At 67.8% G+C, this 6,592-nt stretch carries 5 protein-coding genes; all 5 read left to right on the top strand.

All coding sequences use genetic code 11. The annotated features are described in order from the left end of the window. On the top strand, positions 1-344 hold a 344-nt coding region (locus JWQ05_RS06755; protein ID WP_299656482.1), incomplete at its 5' end, for an SURF1 family protein. Between the two features lie 82 nt (positions 345-426). After that, positions 427-840, top strand: coding sequence for a DUF4864 domain-containing protein (locus tag JWQ05_RS06750; protein WP_299656480.1), 414 nt, complete (start codon positions 427-429; stop codon positions 838-840). A gap of 66 nt (positions 841-906) precedes the next feature. Beyond that, entirely contained in the window at positions 907-2,319 is a 1,413-nt protein-coding gene (thrC, locus tag JWQ05_RS06745; protein WP_299656478.1) for a threonine synthase, read from the top strand. Between the two features lie 6 nt (positions 2,320-2,325). Then, positions 2,326-3,621 (top strand): pitrilysin family protein, encoded by a 1,296-nt coding sequence (locus JWQ05_RS06740; RefSeq protein ID WP_299656476.1) that lies wholly within the window; start codon positions 2,326-2,328, stop codon positions 3,619-3,621. A 203-nt stretch (positions 3,622-3,824) separates the two neighbouring features. Then, positions 3,825-6,592, top strand: a 2,768-nt coding sequence (locus JWQ05_RS06735) for an EAL domain-containing protein (RefSeq protein WP_366944562.1), incomplete at its 3' end; no start/stop codon positions are given.

The following is a 6,592-nucleotide window of genomic DNA, read 5'->3' as shown; positions in this document are numbered from 1 at the left end:
GACCCACCGGCGTCACCGGCATCCTGCGCGGATCCGAACCGCGTACGATGTTCGTGCCGGCCCCCGATCCCGTGCGCAACGAATGGTTCAACCGCGACATTGCGGGCATCAGCGCGTCGCGCGGGCTGACCGATCCGCGTCCCTACCTCGTGGAGGCCGATGCGACCCCCAATCCCGGTGGATGGCCCAAGGGTGGCCAGTTGCGTGTCGATCTGCCGAACAACCACCTGCAATATGCCTTCACGTGGTTCGGGATTGCCGCCTGCCTGCTCGGCGTTTTCGCGGTTTTCGCCTGGCGACGCCTCTACGACGATCCGGAATCCACTTCGCCCCTCCACCGATGAGACGCGCGGCCGGAGTTTTGCATTGCCGGCGTGTGGAATACGCGTAACCTTTGCGGTGCGAAGACATCACGGAGTGGGCACCATGCGCACCATCCTCCTGTTCCTGGCACTTCTCCTCGTCGGCCCGGCCCACGCCGCCGATGCTGCGGCCCGCGACGAGGCCAAGGCGACCGTCGAGCGCCAGATCGAAGCCTTCCGCCGCGACGATGCCGCCACCGCCTATGCGCAGGCCGCCCCCGCCATACAGAACATGTTCCCCACGCCCGAAACCTTCATCGCGATGGTTCGGCAAGGCTACAGCGCCGTCTACCGGGCGCGCCGCTTCAGCGTGGACCGCATCGAGGATGCCGGTGAGGATGGCTTGGCGCTCGGCGTGACCCTGCAGGACGCGGAAGGTATCGACTGGGCCGCCCTCTACAGCCTGGAGAAGCAGGCCGACGGCGCCTGGCGCATCACCGGATGCCAGCTCGTCAAGGCGCCGGGCAGCAACGCCTGACCCGCGTGGCGCCTTTCGACACGCCCGCCCACATCGTGTAGACGGGGCGCCTTCCTGGAGGCCCCCTTGCTTCACGTTTCGACCCGCGGCGCCGCGGCGCCCCTCAGCTTTTCCGATGCCCTGCTCGCCGGTCTCGCCCGCGACGGTGGCCTCTACGTTCCCGAGACCTGGCCGCAGATCGCGAAACCGGAGATCGCGGGGCTCGCGGGCGTCCGGTACGCCGATGCCGCCAAGACCGTCCTTCGGCCCCTGATCGATGGAGAGATCGCCGACGCGGACCTCGATCGGATGATCGAGGATGCCTACGCGACGTTCCGGCATCCGGCCGTGTGCCCGCTGACGCAGCTCGACGACAATCTGTTCCTGCTCGAACTCTTCCACGGCCCGACGCTCGCGTTCAAGGACGTGGCGATGCAACTCCTCGGGCGACTGATGGACCACGTCCTGCGGGCGCGCGGCGCGCGCGCGACCATCGTGGGCGCCACATCGGGCGACACCGGCAGCGCGGCCGTCGAGGCCTTCCGCGGTCTCGACCAGGTCGACATCTTCATCCTGTTTCCGGAGGGACGCGTCTCCGAGGTCCAGCGTCGGCAGATGACCTCGGTGGGGGCGCACAACGTCCACGCCATCGCCATCGACGGCAATTTCGACGATTGCCAGAACATCGTCAAAGCGCTGTTCCAGCATGGCGACTTCGCCGATGACGTTCGTCTCTCCGGCGTGAATTCGATCAATTGGGCGCGTGTCGCCGCGCAGGCGGTCTATTACTTCACCTCCGCCGTCGCTCTTGGCGCGCCCCACCGGCCGGTCTCGTTCGCGGTACCGACGGGCAATTTCGGCGACATCCTCGCCGGCTGGGTCGCCAAGCGCATGGGTCTGCCGATCGAACGCCTGATGATCGGCACCAACGCCAACGACATCCTGGCGCGTACCCTGGAGCACGGCGCCTACGAGGTCCGAGGGGTACAGCCCACCACCTCGCCGTCGATGGACATCCAGATCTCCTCGAACTTCGAACGGTTGCTGTTCGAGGCCCTGGGGCGTGACGCGTCGAGCCTCGGCCGCCTGATGGCCGGCCTGAAGCAATCGGGCGGCTTCCATCTGGACGCGTCCGTCCTCGACACCGTGCGCGCGGAGTTCGACGCCGTGTCCGTCTCCGAGCCCGAGGTCGTCGCGGAGATCGCCCGGACGCACGCGGAGACCGGTCACGTCATCGATCCCCACAGCGCCATCGGTGTGCACGCGGCCCGCCGGCTCCTGAAGCGCGACCCACACACGCCGGTCGTGGCGCTCGCCACCGCGCATGCCGCGAAATTTCCGGATGCGGTCGCCAAGGCGGTCGGCGGCCGGCGGCCGGAATTGCCACCTCATCTGGCTGACCTGATGGACCGACCGGAGAGCTTCTCGCGCGTCGCCAACGACCAGGCGGCGGTCGAGACCTTCATCCGCGAGCGCGCGCGCATCACGAAGGGGGCCTGAGCGCTCATGAACCAGCACTTCGCCACGCACGGCGCCTCCCCCGACCTGAAGATCACCAAGCTCGACAACGGCGTCACGGTGGTCACCGAGGCGATGCCGGGCGTGGCCACGGCCACCCTGGGCGTCTGGGTCGGCGCGGGTTCGCGCCACGAGCGGGCGGACGAGGGGGGCTTGAGCCACCTCATCGAGCACATGGCCTTCAAAGGCACGAAGACCCGCTCCGCGCGCCGCATCGCCGAGGACATCGAGAATGTCGGTGGCGACATCAACGCGGCGACCAGCGCCGAGGGCACGAGTTACACCGCGCGCGTGCTCGGCGAGGATGCGGGCGTCGCCCTCGACGTGATCGGCGACATCCTGACGGATTCGGTGTTCGACGCCGGCGAACTCGCCCGCGAGAAGAGCGTGATCCTGCAGGAATACGCGGCGATCGAGGACACCCCTGACGACGTCGTCTACGAGGCCTTCACCGAGGCGGCGTTTCCGGATCAGCCCATGGGCCGCCCCATCATCGGCACGCCGGAGACTATCAACAGCTTCGATCGCAGTGCCATCGAGGCCTACATCGCCCGCGAATACACGCCGGACCGCATCGTGCTCGCCGCCGCCGGCGCTATCGGCCACGACAGAATCGTCGAGTCCGCCGAGCGCTATTTCGGGGCAATGAAGCCGATGCAGCCGCCTGAAGCCGTCCCGGGCGTCTATGGCGGCGGCGAGAAGCGGCTGCCGAAGAAGCTCGAACAGGCCAACCTCGTCATCGGTCTTCCCGGCCTCTCGTTCCGGGACGAGAATTACTACGCGCTGCACATGTTCGCGCAGGTACTCGGTGGCGGCCTGACCTCGCGGCTCTGGCACGAGGTGCGCGAGACGCGCGGCCTCGCCTACGAGATCCAGTCCTTCCACTGGTCGTTCTACGATTGCGGCTTGTTCGGCATCGGCGCCGGCACGTCGGGCGGCGACCTCGCCGAACTCGTCGATGTAACCCTGGAGGCCACCATCCGGGCGGCGGCGGATGCCGACACGGTTGAGGTCGCACGCGCCAAGGCACAATTGAAGGTGGCCCTGCTCTCCGCACTCGAAACTCCGGGCGGGCGCATCGAGCGCAATGCCCGTCAGATCCTGGCCTGGGGCCGGGTCATTCCGGCGAGCGAGGTCATCGCGAAGGTCGACGCGGTCACGGTCGACGATGTCCGCGCCGCCGGCAAGCGCCTGCTCGCCGGGGCGCCGACGCTGGCTGCCATCGGCCCGATCAAGAAGCTGCCGGGGCTCAAGCAGATCGCGGCGACCCTGAAGGCGGCGTGATCCCGGGCCACGCGGCTTGTTTTGGCCGCAAAGCCGGGCGATCGAAGCGGCTCGGCGCCAGGGTCAGGAAACGGTGAACGTCCGCGCGCTCGGCGCATCACCCGCCTTGCCCGCGGGGGAACGCGCCGATACGACTGACGCTCATCCTTGGCCGTATTCACCGTCTCGTCGACCATGCCCCGCCCGGCCGGAACACTCGCCCGTTGCGTAGAATCGCTCCCGTCTTCGCCGCTTTCCTCACGGCTCTCATCGCGACCCTGCTCGGAGCCCTGATTCTCGGCGCGCCAGCGCGGGCCGTCGAGGCGGTGCGCGTCACCCTCGACGCACCCGCGATCGACCTGACGCCGATGATCGAGCGCTACCGCTCGGACGGCGACCTCATCCAGATCTCGACGGCTCCGGGCAAGGACGGCATCGTTCGCCGCATCGTGGTCAAAGCCCGCGATACCGGCGCCCGGCCCGACTGGATGGTCTTCGCGCTCACCAACGACACCGACGAGCAGGTCGACCGCGTCCTCGTCGCGCCGCATTTTCGGCTCGTCGGCTCTGGCGTGATCTGGCCGGACCTTGGCGGCTCGCGCATCGCCGCGATCACCGCGAGCCAGGGCATCCGGCCGGAGCGCGACGAAAACCCGGAATCCGATCAGTTCATCATTACCCTCGATCCCGGTGCCACCGTCACTTACGTGGCGGAGCTGCGCGGCCCCAACATCCCGCAGGTCTACCTCTGGGACCAGGAAGCCTACCGCAAGAAGTCGACCGGGCTGACCCTCTACAAGGGCATCATCATCGGCATCGCGGGCCTGCTCGCGCTATTCCTCACCATCATCTTCGTGGTGAAGGGCGCAATCATCTTCCCCGCCGCTGCCTCGCTCGCCTGGGCGGTCCTGGCCTATGCCTGCATCGATTTCGGATTCCTGCAGCGGGTCTTCCCGATCACCGAGGTGGCGGAGCGGGTCTACCGCGCCTCGACCGAGGCTGTACTCGGCGCCACCCTGCTGGTCTTCCTCTTCGCCTATCTCAACCTCAGCCGCTGGCACGTGCGCTACAGCCACGTCGCCATCATCTGGCTCATGTTTCTCGCCTGTCTCGTCGGGCTCGCGGTGTTCGATCCGCCCGTGGCGGCGGGCGTGGCACGCATCTCCATTGCGGCGGTGGCCGGCGTCGGCCTGCTGCTGATCGTCTACCTGGCTGCGCACAACGGCTACGACCGCGCGATCCTGCTGGTGCCGACCTGGTGCCTTCTTCTGGTTTGGGTGGTGGCGGCGGGCTTTGCCATCACGGGTCAGATCGGCAGCGACCTCGTCCAGCCGGCCCTGATTGGCGGCCTCGTGCTGATCGTCATGCTGATCGGCTTCACGGTGATGCAGCATGCCTTCGCGGGCGGCGGGCTCACCCACGCCCTCGTCTCGGACACCGAGCGCCGCGCCCTCGCGCTGACGGGCGCCGGCGACGTGGTCTTCGACTGGGACGTCCCCGGCGACCGGGTCTTCGCCGGCCAGGAGATCGAGGGGCAGCTCGGCCTGAAGCGGGGCGCCCTGGAAGGGCCGGCGGCGAACTGGCTCGGCCTCGTTCATCCCTTCGACGTCGAGCGCTACTCGGCGGCCCTCGACACGGTGATCGAGGAGCGACGCGGCCGCATCGTCCACGATTTTCGGCTGCGCTCGACGAGCGGACCCTATTTCTGGTACCGCCTCAAGGCCCGCCCGGTCATCGGGTCGGACGGCGAGGTGATCCGCATCGTCGGCACGATCAGCGACGTCACCGAGGTCAAGACCGCCGAGGAGCGCCTCCTCCATGACGCCGTGCACGACAGCCTCACCGGATTGCCCAACCGCGAGCTCTTCTACGACCGGTTGGACGCGGCCATCGCCTTCGCGAGCCAGGACCCGCGCCTGAAGCCGACCACGATCGTTCTCGACCTCGACCGGTTCAAGGCCATCAACGAGGCGATCGGTCTCTCGGCCGGCGACTCGATCCTGCTGACCCTCTCTCGCCGCCTCGGCCGGCTGCTGCGGCCGCAGGATACCCTCGCCCGCGTCGCGGGAGACGAGTTCGCACTGATCCTGCTCTCCGAGCGCGAGCCCGACCGCATCCTCGCCTTCGCGGAGATGATCCGCAAAGGCATCGCCACCCCCATCACCTACGCCGATCGCGAGATCTTTCTCACCGTCTCGGTGGGCATCGCCCTGCACGAGGGCGGCGCGAACCTGAAGCGCGAAGAAGTGTTCAAGAACGCCGAGACGGCGATGATCCAGGCCAAGCGCGGCGGCGGCGACCGTATCGAGGTGTTCCGCGCCACCATGCGCAACGAGCGCAGCGATCGTCTGACGCTGGAGGCAGACCTGCGCCGCTCGCTCGAGCGCAACGAGATGAAGGTGCTGTTCCAGCCGATCGTCCGGTTGGAGGACCGCACCGTCGCGGGCTTCGAGACCCTGCTGCGCTGGGACCATCCGAAGCTCGGACGCATCGTACCGGCAACCTTCCTGCCGATCGCGGAGGAGAGCGGCTTCATCGTCAATCTCGGCATCTACGCCCTGGAGCGCACCGCCCTCGAGCTTGCCGCATGGCAGCGCTCCCTCGACGTCGACCCACCGATCTTCGCCTCCGTGAACGTCTCGTCGCGGCAGCTGCTGCGTCACGACCTCCTGCACGACGTGAAGACCATTCTCGCGCGCTCCGGCGTGATTCCGGGGTCCCTTAAGCTCGAGATGAGCGAGAGCCTCGTGATGGAGAACCCCGAATACGCCGCGCAGATGCTCCACCGCATCCACGACCTCGGCGCCGGCCTGTCGCTGGACGACTTCGGCACCGGCTATTCGGCGCTGTCGTACCTGCAACGCGTCCCCTTCGACACGATCAAGATCGACCAATCCTTCGTGCGCCAGATCGCGACCGGCCAGACAGCGATCCTGCGCTCCATCGTGAAGATGGCCCAGGAACTCGGCCTCTCGATCATCGCCGAGGGCGC

It is taken from the genome of Methylobacterium sp. (genome assembly GCF_028290105.1).
Taxonomy (GTDB): domain Bacteria; phylum Pseudomonadota; class Alphaproteobacteria; order Rhizobiales; family Beijerinckiaceae; genus Methylobacterium.
The sequence above is the reverse complement of the archived record's forward strand: the minus strand, read 5'-3'. Positions and strand labels throughout refer to the sequence as shown.

Excerpts from the sequence above, each read along its gene's own strand:
- JWQ05_RS06740 (WP_299656476.1), top strand. The coding sequence starts at position 2,326 with ATGAACCAGCACTTCGCCACGCACGGCGCCTCCCCCGACCTGAAGATC.
- JWQ05_RS06750 (WP_299656480.1), top strand. The coding sequence starts at position 427 with ATGCGCACCATCCTCCTGTTCCTGGCACTTCTCCTCGTCGGCCCGGCC.